We start from the raw sequence: 15,978 nt of genomic DNA, 5'->3' as shown, positions 1-15,978 counted from the left end.
ATAAGCAGTAAGTGATACTTGACACGCAATATCTTTAATCTATATAATCAGCGCCATTATATGGATACCGTCCCAAGACTCAAAAAACAAGCACATTCTATATCGGGATTGAATGAACAAGAGAAATTTATCATTTCTCTTATAGATGGAAGAACTGCATTGTCAGGCATAGCAAAAGTAAGCGGTCTTGGGTTGTCAATTGTACAAAAAATCGTTGACAAATTAATTGCCATAGAAATGGTTGAAATTCAACAGAAAAAGGTTTCACAGGAGTCAATGAGTAATAATTCACTAAAAGAGCTTCTTCAGTTGTATGAGTATGCGGATCCATATACAATTCTTGGAGTTGATCGAAAAGCAGCAGGTGAGAAGATCAGGAATGCCTATTATGAAAGGACAAAAATGTATCATCCTGACGGAATGTATGCGAAGTCTGTTAATAAAGAAGATAAAAGGGTGTTATCCGATATATACAAAAAGATACAGGAAGCTTATGAGGTTTTGAAAGGTACGGTTTCTGAAACAGCTAAAAAGCCTGAACAGTTTGAACCAACCGTTTTAAAGGGGACTCCTGAAAATAGAACTGCGCCACAAGCCCTATCACCCGCAGATGATCCATATAATCAAATAAAGAAGAATGTTCAAAAAGCAGCAGAATATTATAAAATCGGAATAAAAGCATTTTTGAAAGATGATTATTCAACAGCTTATATAAATCTTAAATTCGCTAATGCATATAACCCTTATGAGAAAGAGTATATCAATAAATTAAAAGAAGCAGAGCACTATATGAGACTTAACAGATATAAAGAGCTCGTTAATAACGCAAATATGTATATCGAAACAAATAAACCGCAAGAAGCTGTTAATGCTTTAAAAAATGCATTAGAATTAACAGACGAAAAACAGTCGATATACTATAAACTCGCCTCTGTTCTGTATGATTTTAACACAGGGTCTTTAAAAGATGCAAGTTCTTATTGTCAGAAGGCAATAACCTGTGAGCCTAAAAACCCCGATTACCATCTCTTACTTGCAAAGATATATAAAAAAGCAGGTTTATTAAAGAGTGCTATAGTAGAATACGAACATACAATCGAATACGGATTTATAAATGATGAAATTAATGTTACTATAAAACAATTAAAGGGTATGGTGAAATAAAATGGGTAAAGTGATTGGAATAGATTTAGGCACTACGAATACATGTGCTGCAACGATAATTGCGGGCAAGCCATTTATCATACCTTCATCAACCGGAAGCAGGCTTATACCAAGTTATTTTGCTATTACAAAAGATGATAAGATACTTGTTGGTGCAAGGGCTAAACGGCAGGTTATAACAAATCCCAGAAATACCATATTTGCAGCGAAAAGGCTTATAGGCAGGCGATTTGAAAGCAATGAAGTTAAGCTGGCAAAAGAAAGGCTGCCTTATGAGATTGTAGCAGGTCCGCATGGAGATACGAGGGTTGTTTGTGGAAGAAAGGTAATGAGCATTCCCGAGATTAGTGCAGGTATACTACTTGAGGTGAAAAGGATAGCAGAGGAGTTTCTTGATGATGAAATAGAAGGTGTCTGTATAACAGTGCCTGCATATTTTAACGAAAATCAAAGACAGGCGACAAAGGATGCAGCAGAGATAACGGGTTTAAAGGTACTAAGGATTATAAATGAGCCAACCGCATCAGCTATTGCTTATGGTCAAAAATATAACAAGAAGAATGGACTTATCGCTATTTATGATCTTGGAGGCGGAACGTTTGACATATCCATACTTGAGTTTGGTGAAGGTGTCTATGAAGTACTATCAACGTCAGGAAACACCTATCTGGGCGGCGAGGATATAGACAACTTATTGATAAAATATATTACGGATGAATTCAACAAAAAAAACAACACGGATCTGAGCAAGGATGTTCTCGCGATGCAAAGGCTGAAAGATGCCGCAGAGAGGGCAAAAATCGATCTATCCGTTCAAACAGAGGTGCATATATCTTTACCATTTCTGACAGAATCCAGCCGCGGGCCTGTCCATCTTAATACGACGATCACAAGACAGGAGCTTGAAGAGCTTATGAAAGATCTTATAGAACGAACGATTTTGATATGTAAGGAAGCGATTGAAAAAGCAGAGATAAAAGTAGAAGATATTGATTCAGTAATGCTTGTAGGGGGTCAAACAAGGTCTCCTCTTGTTGCAAAAATGGTTACGGACTTTTTTGGCAAACAGCCAAACAAGAATATAAATCCGGATGAGGTTGTTGCAGAAGGTGCTGCGATACATGCTTATAATATAACATCACCATTACCTTCCAATATTCTTGTTGATATTACAGCATTATCGCTTGGCATAGAAACAAAAGGAGGAGCCTTTGTAGAGATTATAGTACAGAACTCTACAGTTCCGGTGACAAAAAAACGTAGATTTACGACAACTTATGATAACCAGAATGCAGTGAGGGTATCTGTATTCCAGGGCGTTTACAATTTTGTAAAAGACAATGAATTACTTGGAGAGTTTGTATTAAGCGGCATAAGACCTGCAAAAAAAGGTGAGCCTAACATAGATGTTATATTTGATTTAAATGGTGAAGGTATACTTACAGTAAGCGCTGTTGATTCGGATACAGGGGCAGAGCAGAGCGTAATGATAGAGGGACGTACAGGGTTGACAAAGAGCGAGATAGATGAGATTAAAAACCGGATAACGTCGCTCGAAATAGAACTCAAAGAAATATGAATTCAGAAGATATAAAACAATTGCTTGATGATGGTTTAGCTTTTTATGGTGTAGGTAAGATAGAAGAAGCGGTTGATGTATGGGGAAAGGTGATTGAATTGGATCCAGGCAATCAACAAGCGGTTGACTATATAAATTCAGCAAAGGAGAAGGATGAAACAAAAACAATTAATATGGATAAAAAAGAAACAGAGTTTACGAATATAAAATATATAAGAGATCTTCTAAAAGTACAGAGGTTTGAATTAGCGTATGATTTTCTTGAGCATTTGATCAATAAAGATTACTCGTCCAACAAACAGCTTTTGGGCTATCTTTCAATTGCAAAGGCGCATTTAATAAAGACATACTATGATGATCTTGGCGGTTTAAAAGTAGTTCCGAGATTAAATACAAATGATCAGGAAATTATAAAGTATAATCTTGATAAAGAAGACGGATATATAATCTCTCTCATAGACGGCTATTTTGATATTGAAGAGATCGTACAGCTGATAGAGACAATAGAGCAATTTGATGTTATGAGAAGGTTTCATAAACTTAATAAACTTGGAGTCATAGCTATTTAATATGTTTGGTTTGGATCTTATAAAAAAGATGAAGACCCTGCTTGCTTTTGTTGATAGCGGGATTGTTATAGCTGATACAACTTTTAACATTGTTTATGTAAATCCGTCTGCTCTAAAATTCTTCAATAAAGATATAGAAGATATGGTTGGAGTACCTATTGTGTCCTTATTCAGCAAGGATAACTGGGAAAAAATCTCCGAATCAATAAACAAGGTAAGAGATACAAATACCCCTCTAAGGATTAACATAGAAGAAAAGAACAGATTTTTGAAACTCGGGGTGTCTCCGATAATGGTAGGAGAAAAGTATATAGGTTTCATACTCAACATGCTTGATATAACTGTTGAGGAACATTTATTAATACAAAGGGCAGAATTAACATCAATGATAATAAATGAATTAAAGGATCCAATTTATACACTCTACGATCAATTTCATAACAAACAGATATTAACTGATATGAAAGGATTCGAAAGTGTTAAAGATGCAACAAAGATGCTGATGCAGGCACTTGATACCCTCCTGGATATAAACGAATTAACATCAGGGATTCTTAATCTTGAGCTTGAAGATGTTGATGTACTTATGGTCATGAAGTCTTCTATTAGCACTATAAAATCGTTTGCTAAAAAACAGGGTACCCGTGTTTACAGCACTTATAATTGCAATAACTCTACCGTAAAACTGGATAGGGAAAAGTTCATAAAAGGAATGGTAAATCTTCTCAGTTATGCAATAAAAGAGAGCGGAGAAAGAGGTGTTTTGAATATCGAAATACGGAATACGAGCATCAACCAAATTAATCAGATCTTGATTTTAGTATCAAATACGGGTACGGGTGTTGCAGAATCAATCTTTGAAAATATAACCGACAATTATAGTTTCTCTCATCTTAAAGATGAGGAAAAACTATATCTTGAGGTGCTTACGGCTAAGAGAATTATTCAAGCACACTCGGGCAGTATGCAGGCTGTCAGTGAATTTGGAATAGGTTCAAGTTTTGTCATAACACTACCTGCTGTAGCATAGTTTTCTCGGTTAATGTACGTATCTTACTATCACCGCTCTATAAACTACAGGTATGATAAGCGGGTATAGACCCCATAACATGGCCATGATTGTCATTATTATATACTTATTTTTAAACATAAGAAATTTATTATTTGGGAAATAGAACAGGTCTAAACCCGTTGCATTTGCATATTCGTATAAAAATCCAAACCCGAATCCGATCAAATATCTTATAAACCACCGCATATCTGCTGTAAAATAAGCTAATCCGCCGAAAACAATTGCAACAACAAGAAGCATATGAAGAACAAAGTTTTTTTTCGATGTGTACCTCCATAGCTTCCATAAATAAGCAATGATCTCTGCACCCGTTTGTCCGATAACAGCCAATAACATAAAAATAACGAGCTTCATAATATGTCCCCCTTTTATACTATACATGTTACTTAAAGCCATTTATGTCAAACAAATTAAGGATGTTTAATAAAAAATTTTATCCCTTTAGAAAGCCCTGCCGTCCTTTCAGCTAAAGGCGGATGCGCCTCCGGAGAAATGGCGGGTGATGGTATGCTGATTTTGATTTCTTGTAAAAATGTCACTGTCTAAAGCCGCGATTTTTCCAACGGGGTTTACTTTTATTTTTTTTTGTCTTAAACTAACGAGATGAGAAGATCCATTATTACGCTGTTTATAATACTTGCTGTAACTTGTTATGCAAAGGCGGATACTCTTACCGTTTCTTCTGAGAGCCTCGATCTCACGCAGTCTCTCAATCTGCTTTCCAACCCTTCAAATACAGTGCAGATCGGTTATAGTTTTAATGTATACCATCAATGGTTATGCGTGGATTTAAGAGGGAGAACCGCCCAGACGTCAAATAGTGAAACCTTTAACATAGAAAACGATTCGGGAATTATGAACGACACAATAACGATATTACCATCTATTGACACAGGACTCAGATTTCAAATCATTAGGTATGCCCATGTACAACCTTATATGTTTTCTTTACTCAATTATACGATTATATCTTCCTCGACATCCGTACAGAACCAGCAGGCTAACCAAAATTTATTAGTGATAGGCTTAAGAACGGGTATCGGAACGAATTTTCTTTTAGCGTCAAACGTACCCAGTTTTTTATTGAATATGGATATGGGCTATCAATATCTCTCCCCCATAATTCCTGGTGTAGGCAATGTTAATCTCAGCGGTATATTTCTAAATTTTGGGTTTGGATATTCTTTTTAAACAATGGCAATAATCCGCATATTAAAAGGCATTCTAACAGGAATGGAAACCGCTGCAATTATAAATACAGCAAACAATGATATTATACGAGGTTAAGTAAATAATAAGTGAAGCATTATCCGATCAATCTAAATATTAATGGGAGAAAAGGTGTTGTCATAGGAGGCGGAGATACCGCTTATAAGAAGGTAATCTCCCTGTTAAATGCAGGGGCAAAGGTTAAAGTAGTTGCACCGAGGGCAGGAGCAAAGATACATAGACTTGATAAAAAAGGAATGATCCGGCTTATAAACAGGACATATAGAAAAGAGGACCTAAAAGATTCTGACATCGTTTACGCTGCAACAAGTAACCCCGGCACGAATAAACAGATTTATTATGATACAAGGGGTAAACACATTTTTATGAATGCAGCCGATACGGCTGTATATTGCGATTTCATAGTACCAGCCGTATTAAGAAAGGGCAATATTGTTATTTCCGTATCTACGGATGGCAATGCTCCCTATGTTTCAAAATTCTTAAAAAAAAAGATTGCCAGAATTTTTACCCCCGAATATACTAAGTTATTAAATACAATGATAAGAATGAGAAGGGAATTGCTTACAATGAAAAAAGAAGGCATAAGGATTGATATAGAAAAAGCCCTTGATAAATTATCCGTAAAAAAACTTAATTGTTATATAAAAAACAATGATAAACAAAACATGAATAAATACCTCCACAACTATATTCACACCATACGGGCAAAGGTAGAATAAGAATGATAAACGGTATAATAATTTTACTGTACATACTTGTTACCGTATCAGGGATATTTACGGCATTTTATCACGATAAGAGATTAGTCCTAACGGGTGAGATAATCGTTGTTATTGCAATCGTATTACAAACTCTCTTCATGTTTATAGTCTATAAAAGAATCGGCACCTTCCCGATGACATCAATAAAAGATGCCGTATACCTTTTTGCATGGTCACTTGCTATTGGAACCATTCTTATAACAGTCATTTTTAAAGGAACGACTCCTATACTTGGATTTTCAAGCCCGATAATACTTATACTAATTGTCGTATCAATTCTGCTCAAGAGACACGTGCACGAATTAAGTCCTATTTTCAATACAGACATATTTCCGATACACGTTTTTTTATCAATCATTGCTTATGGGCTTTTTGCATTATCTTTTATTACATCCGTGATGTATTTGTTTCAGGAGAAATGGCTAAAGCACAGACGCATTATATGGCTGACAAAGTGGCTTCCATCGCTATTTGTTCTTGATGATCTTGATTACAAAACCTTAACAATAGGCTTACCGTTTCTTACACTCGGGATACTCACAGGTGCTCTATGGGCAGATAGGGCATTTAGTCATTATTGGACATGGGATCCAAAAGAGACATGGTCTTTAATTATATGGCTGGCTTACGTTATTTCTCTGCATGGAAGAATAAGTCTCGGATGGCGCGGGAAAAAATTCGCGATAGTATCTATTGTTTGTTTTCTGTTCGTGATTTTTGGTTTTATAGGAGTTAACTTTATTTTTAAAGGTTTCCATAATTTTTAAGCCATGAAATTACTTGTAACAGGATTAAATCATAAATCAGCATCCGTTGAGCTCAGAGAAAGGGTCAGCTTTACAGAACAAGAACTGCCCGACATACTTAAAAAGCTTATCACCATCCAGGAGATTAATGAATTGATTATCTTATCAACCTGCAACAGGACAGAATTCTACATTGTTACAGATGAGGCAGAAAAGGTAGAAAAAGAGGTAAAACTATTTATTAACAATACCAGATCAATTGAACCGGATACACTGTCAGCCCACATGTACACCTATACTGACAGGAGGGCGGTAGAACATGTGTTTAGGGTAGCAAGCAGCCTTGATTCAATGGTTATAGGTGAAGCACAAATACTCGGCCAGATAAAAAATGCGTATAAAATAGCCTCTTTTAATTCCACTACAGGACCTATACTTAATAGATTGATGCACAGGTCTTTCAGCATTGCTAAAAAGGTAAGGACCGATACATCGATCGGGTTTTATAGTGTTTCTGTAAGCTCTGTTGCAGTAGAGCTTGCAAAAAAGATATTCGGTTTACTCAGTGGAAAGAGTATAATGCTCATGGGTGCCGGAGAAATGGCAGAGGATGCGGCAAGATACTTGCGTGAATCTGGGGCAACAGAACTCATTGTTGCAAGCAGAACGTTTGAGCATGCAGCCCGGCTTGCCGAAAAACTGAACGGCAGAGCCATAGAGTTTGAAGAGATGTATAATCAATTGCTTGATCTTGATATTATTATATGTTCGACATCGGCAGATCATTATCTCATCACTTATGATCACATGCATAAGATCATGAAAGGAAGACAGCACAAACCGTTATTCTTTATAGATATATCGGTACCAAGAAATATTGAATCTTCCATATCCGATATCGAAGGAGTATTTCTGTTTGATATAGATGATCTCAAGGGTGCTGCCAATAAAAATCTTAAAGAACGGGAAAAGGCTTCTCATGAAGCTGAAACGCTGATAGAAGAAGAGGTGAATAAATTTATTAACTGGATAAGCGAGCTTTCCCTTGTACCGGCAATCGTATCATTGAAAAGCAAGTTTGAGACGGTCAGACAGGAAGAGCTAAAAGAGGCTATTACAAAGCTGAAAAATCCTTCAGAAAAAGAGATCGGAATTATGGACGCAATGTCGAGAGGCATAATAAACAAATTACTCCACGATCCAATAGCTACAATTAAGAATGAGCATAAAAGAGGCGAGGTCCTTAAGTACATAGACTCCATTAAAAGGTTATTCAATATATGAAAATAAAAATAGGAACAAGGGGCAGTAAGCTTGCCTTATGGCAGGCAAATTATGTTAAATCACTTATAGAATCGGTTGATCATGACATTAATGTGGAACTTGTGATAATCAAAACATCGGGTGATGCCATACAGGATGTTTCACTCACCGATATCGGAGGTAAGGGCTTATTTGTTAAGGAGATCGAAAAGGCTCTTTTATCAAAAGAGGTAGACATTGCTGTTCACAGCATGAAGGATATGCCTGCGGATATTCCCGGCAGTCTTTATATAGCAGCAACCCCACCTGCTGAAAGCCCGTGGGATGCAATCATATTCAACAAACCTCTAACCTTTACCACACTAAAACCACATTCCGTTATCGGGACAACAAGCCTCAGGAGAATAGTTCAGATTAAAAGGCTTAATAATGCCATGGATTTTAAACTCTTGAGAGGAAACGTTGATACCAGAATAAAAAAAATGAATGAAGGATCGTACGATGCGGTTATCGTTGCCTATGCCGGAATAAACAGACTCGGAATAAAACCGGAGTTCATTGAAAGGCTTGATATAATACCGGCAGCAGGACAGGGTATAATAGCTATCCAGATTCACAAAGATTCTAATCATCTGATCCATGTACTAAACATGATCAGTCATACCGAAACCTTTATAAGGTCACTGGCTGAAAGGGGTTTTACAACACGCATAGGCGGGAGTTGCAATACTCCACTCGGTGCCCACGCTGAGCTTTCCGGTGCCGATATTATTATAAAAGGCTTTGTTGCAAGCCCCGATGGCGGAATCTTTTACTCCAACACCGTAAAAGATAAACAGGAGAACGCATACAAAACGGGTGAAACACTTGCAGAAACACTGCTTGAACTCGGAGCTGCGAAGATACTAAATGTATGAAAAGGGGTAAGGTTTACATAGTAGGTGCCGGGCCCGGAAACCCTGAGCTTATTACATTGAAAGCCGTAAGACACATCGGTGATGCAGATGTTATTGTTTATGATTACCTTGTAAATAAGGAGATACTAAGGCATGCAAAACGATCTATAGAGCTGATCTATGCGGGGAAAATGCACGGAGAGCATTCAATACCGCAGACAGATATAAACAATATTTTAATTGACAGGGCAAAAAAAGGATACAAGGTGGTGAGACTTAAAGGCGGGGATCCCTTCTTATTCGGCAGGGGGAGCGAAGAGGCGCTTGCGATATCCAATGCTGGCATCGATTTTGAAATAGTAGCCGGAGTATCCTCGTTCAGTGCGGTTCCTCTTTATTCAGGTATCCCGCTTACCCACAGAGATGTTTCATCATCCGTGGTTATTATAACAGGTCATAAACATACCCACGGCAGCATAGAAGAACTTAACTGGGATGCAATCGCAAAGATTGACACGATTGTCATCCTCATGGGTTTGACAAACATTAAGGAGATCGCAGAAAAACTCATAAAGAGCGGCAGAGCTCCTGCTGAACCGGTTAGTTTGATCAGATGGGGAACACTACCCACCCAGTCAAGCAGCATAACGAGTCTAATAGATTTATTCGAAACAGATACAAAACCTTCATCCCCTCCTGCTGTTATAGTGATCGGCAAGGTTGTTGAATTTCACAATCACATTAACTGGTTTGAGAAACTTCCACTGTTTGGTAAAAAGGTACTTGTCACAAGAGCGGAGAAAGAGGGCGCATATCTTAAACAGTCGCTTGAAGATCTCGGCGCACTCGTTATTGAACAGCCGACTATAAAGATCACTGAACCTGATGATTATACGATTCTTGATAAAGCAATATCTATGCTTGAAAAGTATGACATCATCATATTCACAAGCGTAAACGGCGTAAAATATTTTATTGACAGGATATCATATAATCACAAAGATATCCGTGCACTTGCCAACTCAAGCATACTTGCGATAGGTCCCAAAACTGCAAAGGCTATACAAGATTTAAGACTTGATGTACGCGGTGTTCCTGAGGAATTTAATGCGGAAGGACTTATATCAATGCTCGGCAATAGCGTTAAAGGCAAGAGGATCCTTATACCAAGGGCACAGGAGGCACGAATGGTTCTGGTGGATGAATTAAACCACAAGGGTGCATTCGTTGATGTTGCCCCGGTGTATAAGACGGTCAAGGCAGAAATAAATTATGAATTTATACCGTATTTAAAGGATGGAGTGGATCTTGCAATATTTACAAGTTCTTCAACAGTAAAAAACTTTTTTGAGATGTTTGAGCAAGATGCGGCAAATATTATTAAAACTTCCGTTATAGCCTGTATCGGGCCAATAACCGCCGAGACTGCTGTTAAAAAAGGACTTAAAGTCAGCATACAGCCTTCCCAGTACACTATCGAGTCGCTCGTAGAACAGATAGCACAGTATTTTTCAAAACCTTAAACCAGCTTATCCCCAAAGGCGGCTTTTGAAGAATAAGTACACGTCGTCATTTGCCTTCATTCCCAGATTATCCGATAAACTTTGAGCGGTTTATCTTTTCCTTTCACAGAAACATCGCCTACCAGTTTTACATTGACAGACATTCTTAGATGGCTGTTCGTTTCACTCGATACCAATATTTGATTAACACCCGCCATTGCCTGAAGTCTTGATGCAGCATTAACACTGTTACCCATAACCGTATATTCAAGCCTTTTTGTAGAACCAACCATTATACTAACAACACGGCCTGTATCTATGCCTATTCTCAATGATAATTTGATTCCGCTGTTTTCATCATGTATCCATTTCATAAGCTCAATGGCTGATCTTATCGCTCTATCGGGATCATCTGAATGTAATACTGGCGCGCCAAATACTGCCATAAAGCCGTCGCCGAGAAACTTATTTATAGAGCCGCCGTTACTAAGAACAATATTCGTGGACTTATCAAAAAACGATCGTAGAATTCGTGCAATCTCTCGGGGTTTTGTTTTTTCCGTTAATGTGGTAAAGCCAACAATATCCGCAAACATCACGGTGGCTGAATCAATTTCATTAACATCCCATAAGGCAGACGGGTTATTTTTTATTACTTCAAGTAAGTTTGATACGGCCTCGATCGGAACGAAACGTTTCAATTGTTCCGATACACTCTTCTCATCGGCAAGCTTGTTGATGAGCTTCTCATGGGCTATATTGAGCGCCAACAGGTTTGATACTATCGTTATAAGGTCTAAATGTTCTTCACTAAATGCCGAAGGATCCGCTCTGCGATCAATATACAATGCTCCGTATGTGTGATCTTTTTCCCATATGGGTGCACATAGTGCTGAAGAAATACCCATACTGTAGATCGTACGGTCCTTCAGGAATCTGTTATCCATACCCGCATTCTTTACAAGGACAGCCGCGCGGTTTTTTACCGCCCTATCAATTACAGATGAACTTATACCGGCCACGCCTGGTCCATTTTCCTTGTTTGAAGCTATAAGACACAGTTCTCCGGTTTTATCATCAATTATCAGTATACCTCCGTATTCCCCCTTAACGGCATTGCATAACATTTTTATAGTCATGTCATAGAATATGGAATTTTCCTGCGGGTATATGAGTTCTCTTGCAACCGAATATATAACATTAAGGTATGCGCTGCTTAATATAGACGGTGATTTTGCAACATATTCCAGTTCCTGTTCATTGATCTCTTTAACCGTTGTAAGATTGTCTTCCTTAAATATTATTGAAACCGTACCCGCTGCAATCCTGTCGTTATGCATTAATCTAACAGGCATTATAATCTTTACATCATTAAGGAATGTCCCATTTGAGCTGCCGTTGTCATATATATAATAACCGTCCGATTGTTTTTTTATTATGAAATGGTTTCTTGATACGCTTGGCTCCTTAAGAGAAAGATCATTCGAAGGAAGCCTGCCTACACTTAAAACATCATGCTCTATCACATGGATCTCTTCATAATGGCTGCCTTTGTATTTGTAAAACAAAGAGGGCATAAGGCACGGCTATATCAGTATAATCATGTAAGCTAAGATACTTATAAGTGCTATTGAAATAGATCCCTTTATATATCCTGTGCCTTCTATCAAAGGTTTATGCCACAAGATCGCTATCATTATCAGCGAGGCTATCAAATTCAGTAAAGTTAAGACTATACCTACCTGGAACATCAAAGCACCCATTTTCAAAGGTATCAGGTTTATATTAAAAGCTTGAAAACCATTTATAACAAAGATCAGAGGACCTGAAATGAGGCTTATTATGGGGAGTATGACAAAAAGGGCTATTGTTTTTACAACGGGCCCGGGGATATTAATCGTTTTACCGCAATGTTCGCATATATCCTTCGTCTCCTGTTTATAGCCGCACCACAAGCATACAGACTTGGCTATTCTGCTTGAGATCTGTGCATTGGTAAGTATGGTATTATGAAGCATTGCACCCTCTATATTGGATTCCCTTAAATCCGAGTTACTTAGATTGGCACCTGTAAGATCGGCATAAGAGAGGTTAGAGTGGGTTATTACAGCGCCTGAAAGATTAGCCTCCTTCAGATTCGCTCTTGACATGATGGCATGCGTGATTATTGTACCTTTCATGTTTGCAGCAGAAAAGTTTGTATTTATGCAAGAGGCATTCTGCATGCTCGCCCGTTCAAGTGTTGCACCGTTAAATGCCGCTTTATCGAGTTTTGCATAATCAAGTATTGCCCCAGAAAGCTGTGCAAAATCAAGCTGTGAGCCCTCCAGGTTAGCACCTCTTAAATTGACATCTATGAGTTTTACATTACTCATCTGTGCAGAAGTAATAACAGCCTCCGACAGATCCAATCCTGACAGGTTTACATCTCTTAAATCCGTTGAGGGCATGAATATCTTTCTCAGTGATACCTCGGTTAATAGAGACTTCTTTATATTCACTCCTTTTAAAGTAGCTCCAGAGAGATCTGCTCCTCGCAGGTCTGTCTCTGATAAATTCGCATATTCCATATTCGAATTGACAAAACTTGCCCTGTAAAGAAGTGCACCTGTCAAGTTTATTCCATTCGCTCTGACAGTATCAAAAGTAGCTTCTTTTGCATTTACACCCGTTAGATTTGCTTTTATCATAATGCAACCTGTAAAATTGGCATTCTCTATTGTTGCCGATGTCATATTTACTTCCTGCAGGTTTGCGTTTGAGAAATCAGCATCCCTCGCATCAATCTTTGTAAGGTTTGTACCCTGCATGTTGGAGTTTTTAATTGAAGTATTAATGAGTTTTGTCTCTTTCATGATACAAAATGACAGATCGGCGTTGTCAAGTATTGCCTCAGACAGATCCATACCGGACAGATCGGAATTCCTTAACTTTATCCCTGTTAAATCGAGGCCTTTGAGATGTTCGCCGGAAAGGTTTACATTAGAAAGCTCTACCACTTTCCCCTTGTTCTCTGATATGATTTTTATCAGTTCTTCCCTCGTCATAATTTATAGCTTATTATACTAATTAATAGATAGTTGCAAGCAGAAAGATATGATTCGTTGGTTGTCCTGCGTGCAATATGTACTATTCGAAAACTGTATGAGCAAGTTTTACGGATCATAATTCAGCTCAAACCAGTTTTCTTGAAAAATGGTATAATAAATTTTTTATAAATGCCATAAAAATCTTCAAAAAGAAGGATTCCACAAAACCAGATTTTCTTGCTTTTTATAAAAAGGGATTCTAACATCATGCAGTACGTTACGATTGATTATGGATTAAAACTTATACAGGAGATAAACAAAGACATGAACACAATTATAAAGGGCATGAAGGTTAGAGAGGCAATAAAAACGATATTTAAAGAAACGGCTGCTGGTTTGTTTGAGCGAAGTTTCCTTGTATTTTTCGGATTAATAATATGCACTGCAATTTTTCTCATCACGGTGACTGCGGATGCTGCATCACCGGCTGGTCCTGCCATTAACGGTGAGACAGGGATCATCAATGTCGTTTCGGCCGAGAGTCTTCCTGCGGGAGCCATAATGCTTGGAGTAAATGGGTTATATTTTTATTCCAAAGATCTGCTCAACACAGCGGGCGATGTAAACGAGAGGTTTGAGGGAAATGTGAATGCAACTTATGGTGCAACAAACTGGCTTGAGGTATACCTGAACGAATCAAACTTTGCACATACGATAGTAAACGGTTCAAACGGCAAGGACAACATATACCAGATGTTCGGGGATTTGACAGGCGGTTTTAAGGTAAGCCATCCGTTATCGGACGGTTTTTTTATAGGTATCGATGCTTTTGCACAATTACACACAAACAGCGGTGTATTTGGGTATAAGTTAAATGCGACTAATTTTGGTGCAAGGATACTGGGGACAAAAGAGCTTGATGTCATAAAGAACGTGCCCATAGTGTTCGATCTTAATTTAGGGTATAAGTGGGACAATTCAAGATATCTAATGCCCGCACCAAACTACACGATAGGTCCTTATACGACCGCTTCCGATTTATACGCTGCCGGATTTCCATACAATGAAATAGAATACGCTCTTGGAGTATACCACAGTAACCAGGTACTTGGTGCTGCCGGGCTTGAGATTCCGCTCGCTCTTATAACGCCGTTTATCCAATATTACACAAATCAAGTGATAAACACCGGCGGTTCCGGGCCATCTCTTCATTATGATCAGTCTCCTCAATTCATAATTCCCGGTGTAAGGTTTACCCCGGTCAAAAGGCTCACGATAGACCTTGCGGCAGAGATAGGGCTTACAAAGGTAGAGCCGGTAAATGTTCCCGGCTCGTCCGGTGTAACAAGGAACGTGAGGGGTATACCATTGTGGACTGCCGTTATAGGTGCAAGTTATACAATACTGCCCGGCGAGAATGCCGTTACGCGGAGAAAAGCACCACAATTCGTAGGACTCACAGGTACGGTCTCCGATACCGCGGGTAACCCGCTTGCAGCGGTCATATCATTCAACAATATGGCAATACCGCCTGTAGGGACAGAGCCTGTAACCGGCATTTATTCTGCCAAGCTGCCTCCGGGTAACTACGAAGTTACAGCCTCTGCACAGGGCTTTACAAGCCAGACGATCAATGTGGAGGTGAGGAACAACGAGAAAACCGTTACCAGTTTTACGCTTGAACAAAACCTGGCAGCCGCACCACAGGCAGCTGCTGTAACGGAGAACAAACCGTCTCCGGTACTTGAAAAGGCGATAAGCCGGATAACGATAAGGGCTCAATCCATTCACTTTGAAACGGGCAGCGCAGAAATATTACCGGTCTTCTATCCGATACTAAATGACCTGGTAACCCTGTTAAAGGAAAACCCTTCCATTCACATAGTAATAGAAGGGAACACGGATAATACGGGTACCGCTGCGTTTAATGAAAAACTCTCCGTGTCAAGGGCGGATTCCGTCATGAAATACCTTATCCAGCATGGAATAAACCCTGACCGATTAAAGGCAAAAGGTTATGGTGAGGCGCAGCCTGTAGAACCAAACACAACCTCAGGTGCAAGGGCCATCAATAGAAGGGTTAATATACAGTTTACAATAGAATAACGGAACTTTGCTGTTCCGTATAACATGGATATCGTGTTTGAAAAATGGAGAACACTGT

At 38.7% G+C, this 15,978-nt stretch carries 14 protein-coding genes; 11 read left to right on the top strand and 3 right to left on the bottom strand.

Going from position 1 to position 15,978, the window contains the following annotated elements; genetic code table 11:
* Window positions 1-60 precede the first annotated feature (60 nt).
* The 4 genes from M1381_05650 to M1381_05635 are packed head-to-tail and all read left to right on the top strand — an operon-like array spanning window position 61 to window position 4,342.
* Window positions 61-1,164 (top strand): DnaJ domain-containing protein, encoded by a 1,104-nt coding sequence (locus M1381_05650; protein ID MCL4478570.1) that lies wholly within the window; start codon window positions 61-63, stop codon window positions 1,162-1,164.
* Window position 1,165: 1 nt separating this feature from the next.
* Window positions 1,166-2,743, top strand: coding sequence for a molecular chaperone DnaK (gene dnaK / locus M1381_05645; protein MCL4478569.1), 1,578 nt, complete (start codon window positions 1,166-1,168; stop codon window positions 2,741-2,743).
* The gene (locus M1381_05640) at window positions 2,740-3,312 is read left to right on the top strand and encodes a hypothetical protein (GenBank protein MCL4478568.1); all 573 of its coding nucleotides are present in this window, start codon (window positions 2,740-2,742) and stop codon (window positions 3,310-3,312) included. The genes dnaK and M1381_05640 overlap by 4 nt, the downstream gene beginning before the upstream one ends.
* Window position 3,313: 1 nt before the next feature.
* On the top strand, window positions 3,314-4,342 hold the full coding sequence (locus M1381_05635) for a PAS domain-containing protein (protein MCL4478567.1): 1,029 nt from the start codon (window positions 3,314-3,316) through the stop codon (window positions 4,340-4,342).
* Between the two features lie 9 nt (window positions 4,343-4,351).
* Here the strand turns inward: M1381_05635 and M1381_05630 are convergent, their stop codons facing one another.
* Window positions 4,352-4,738: a hypothetical protein gene (locus M1381_05630; protein ID MCL4478566.1), complete on the bottom strand. Its 387-nt coding sequence runs from the start codon at window positions 4,736-4,738 to the stop codon at window positions 4,352-4,354.
* Between the two features lie 249 nt (window positions 4,739-4,987).
* On the opposite strand from M1381_05630, the gene M1381_05625 reads away from it, so the two are divergent.
* The 6 genes from M1381_05625 (at window position 4,988) to cobA (ending at window position 10,806) form a co-directional block, all read left to right on the top strand.
* Window positions 4,988-5,575: a hypothetical protein gene (locus M1381_05625; GenBank protein MCL4478565.1), complete on the top strand. Its 588-nt coding sequence runs from the start codon at window positions 4,988-4,990 to the stop codon at window positions 5,573-5,575.
* 107 nt (window positions 5,576-5,682) lie between these two features.
* Complete coding sequence (locus M1381_05620) at window positions 5,683-6,336, top strand: bifunctional precorrin-2 dehydrogenase/sirohydrochlorin ferrochelatase (GenBank protein ID MCL4478564.1); 654 nt, start codon at window positions 5,683-5,685, stop codon at window positions 6,334-6,336.
* A gap of 2 nt (window positions 6,337-6,338) precedes the next feature.
* Entirely contained in the window at window positions 6,339-7,145 is an 807-nt protein-coding gene (gene ccsA, locus M1381_05615; GenBank protein ID MCL4478563.1) for a cytochrome c biogenesis protein CcsA, read from the top strand.
* Between the two features lie 3 nt (window positions 7,146-7,148).
* Window positions 7,149-8,408, top strand: coding sequence for a glutamyl-tRNA reductase (gene hemA, locus M1381_05610; GenBank protein ID MCL4478562.1), 1,260 nt, complete (start codon window positions 7,149-7,151; stop codon window positions 8,406-8,408).
* Window positions 8,405-9,304 (top strand): hydroxymethylbilane synthase, encoded by a 900-nt coding sequence (gene hemC, locus M1381_05605; protein MCL4478561.1) that lies wholly within the window; start codon window positions 8,405-8,407, stop codon window positions 9,302-9,304. Before hemA ends, hemC begins: the two co-directional genes overlap by 4 nt.
* Window positions 9,301-10,806 (top strand): uroporphyrinogen-III C-methyltransferase, encoded by a 1,506-nt coding sequence (cobA, locus tag M1381_05600; protein MCL4478560.1) that lies wholly within the window; start codon window positions 9,301-9,303, stop codon window positions 10,804-10,806. The genes hemC and cobA overlap by 4 nt, the downstream gene beginning before the upstream one ends.
* 56 nt (window positions 10,807-10,862) lie before the next feature.
* On the opposite strand, the gene M1381_05595 is transcribed toward cobA, so the two are convergent.
* Window positions 10,863-12,353: an FHA domain-containing protein gene (locus tag M1381_05595; protein MCL4478559.1), complete on the bottom strand. Its 1,491-nt coding sequence runs from the start codon at window positions 12,351-12,353 to the stop codon at window positions 10,863-10,865.
* A gap of 18 nt (window positions 12,354-12,371) precedes the next feature.
* Window positions 12,372-13,832, bottom strand: a complete 1,461-nt coding sequence (locus M1381_05590) for a pentapeptide repeat-containing protein (protein MCL4478558.1) — start codon at window positions 13,830-13,832, stop codon at window positions 12,372-12,374.
* A gap of 249 nt (window positions 13,833-14,081) precedes the next feature.
* Between M1381_05590 and M1381_05585 the strand changes: the two genes are divergently transcribed.
* Window positions 14,082-15,920, top strand: coding sequence for an OmpA family protein (locus tag M1381_05585; GenBank protein MCL4478557.1), 1,839 nt, complete (start codon window positions 14,082-14,084; stop codon window positions 15,918-15,920).
* Window positions 15,921-15,978: the final 58 nt, after the last annotated feature.

The organism is Deltaproteobacteria bacterium (assembly GCA_023382265.1).
Taxonomy (GTDB): Bacteria; JAMCPX01; JAMCPX01; order JAMCPX01; family JAMCPX01; genus JAMCPX01.
Note: the sequence above shows the minus strand (reverse complement) of the source record. Positions and strands in the feature narration are given on the sequence as shown.

Bases quoted from the DNA above. Each gene is read 5' to 3' on its own strand.
- ccsA (MCL4478563.1), top strand. From the start codon at position 6,339: ATGATAAACGGTATAATAATTTTACTGTACATACTTGTTACCGTATCA.
- M1381_05635 (MCL4478567.1), top strand. From the start codon at position 3,314: ATGTTTGGTTTGGATCTTATAAAAAAGATGAAGACCCTGCTTGCTTTT.
- cobA (MCL4478560.1), top strand. From the start codon at position 9,301: ATGAAAAGGGGTAAGGTTTACATAGTAGGTGCCGGGCCCGGAAACCCT.
- dnaK (MCL4478569.1), top strand. From the start codon at position 1,166: ATGGGTAAAGTGATTGGAATAGATTTAGGCACTACGAATACATGTGCT.
- M1381_05640 (MCL4478568.1), top strand. From the start codon at position 2,740: ATGAATTCAGAAGATATAAAACAATTGCTTGATGATGGTTTAGCTTTT.
- M1381_05650 (MCL4478570.1), top strand. From the start codon at position 61: ATGGATACCGTCCCAAGACTCAAAAAACAAGCACATTCTATATCGGGA.
- M1381_05585 (MCL4478557.1), top strand. From the start codon at position 14,082: ATGCAGTACGTTACGATTGATTATGGATTAAAACTTATACAGGAGATA.
- M1381_05590 (MCL4478558.1), bottom strand. From the start codon at position 13,832: ATGACGAGGGAAGAACTGATAAAAATCATATCAGAGAACAAGGGGAAA.
- M1381_05630 (MCL4478566.1), bottom strand. From the start codon at position 4,738: ATGAAGCTCGTTATTTTTATGTTATTGGCTGTTATCGGACAAACGGGT.
- hemC (MCL4478561.1), top strand. From the start codon at position 8,405: ATGAAAATAAAAATAGGAACAAGGGGCAGTAAGCTTGCCTTATGGCAG.
- hemA (MCL4478562.1), top strand. From the start codon at position 7,149: ATGAAATTACTTGTAACAGGATTAAATCATAAATCAGCATCCGTTGAG.
- M1381_05625 (MCL4478565.1), top strand. From the start codon at position 4,988: ATGAGAAGATCCATTATTACGCTGTTTATAATACTTGCTGTAACTTGT.